The sequence below is a fragment of the Desulfovibrio sp. OH1186_COT-070 genome (assembly GCF_003860215.1).
Classification (GTDB): domain Bacteria; phylum Desulfobacterota; class Desulfovibrionia; order Desulfovibrionales; family Desulfovibrionaceae; genus Desulfovibrio.
In genome coordinates this window covers 1-519 of sequence record NZ_RQYH01000149.1, presented here as the reverse complement: position 1 = coordinate 519, position 519 = coordinate 1, and the positions used below count along the sequence as shown (strand labels likewise).

General features: G+C 44.9%; 1 rRNA gene. It reads left to right on the top strand.

Annotation, left to right across the window (positions count from 1 at the left end):
• Nucleotides 1-419, top strand: a 16S ribosomal RNA gene (locus tag EII23_RS12295); the annotation flags it as partial.
• Nucleotides 420-519 lie beyond the last annotated feature (100 nt).

Here is a 519-nt window from a genome sequence, read left to right as displayed (position 1 = left end):
TAGCCAGCGGGTAAAGCCGGGAACTCTGAACAGACTGCCGTGGATAACACGGAGGAAGGCGGGGATGACGTCAAATCATCATGCCCCTTATGATCTGGGCTACACACGTGCTACAATGGGTAGTACAAAGAGGAGCGAAGCAGTGATGTGGAGCAAATCTCAAAAGCTACTCTCAGTTCGGATTGAAGTCTGCAACTCGACTTCATGAAGTTGGAATCACTAGTAATCGCAAATCAGCAATGTTGCGGTGAATACGTTCTCGGGTCTTGTACACACCGCCCGTCACACCACGAGAGTTAGTTGCACCTGAAGTTACTGGCCTAACCGCAAGGAGGGAAGTACCTAAGGTGTGATTAGTGATTGGGGTGAAGTCGTAACAAGGTATCCGTACCGGAAGGTGCGGATGGATCACCTCCTTTCTAAGGAGAATACAGAATAAAGATATTGATTAACTTAAATACTTTAATGTTTTGTTTGCTTTATTTATTCCTTTTATAAGTCTTTTAAATAAGGGCGTAT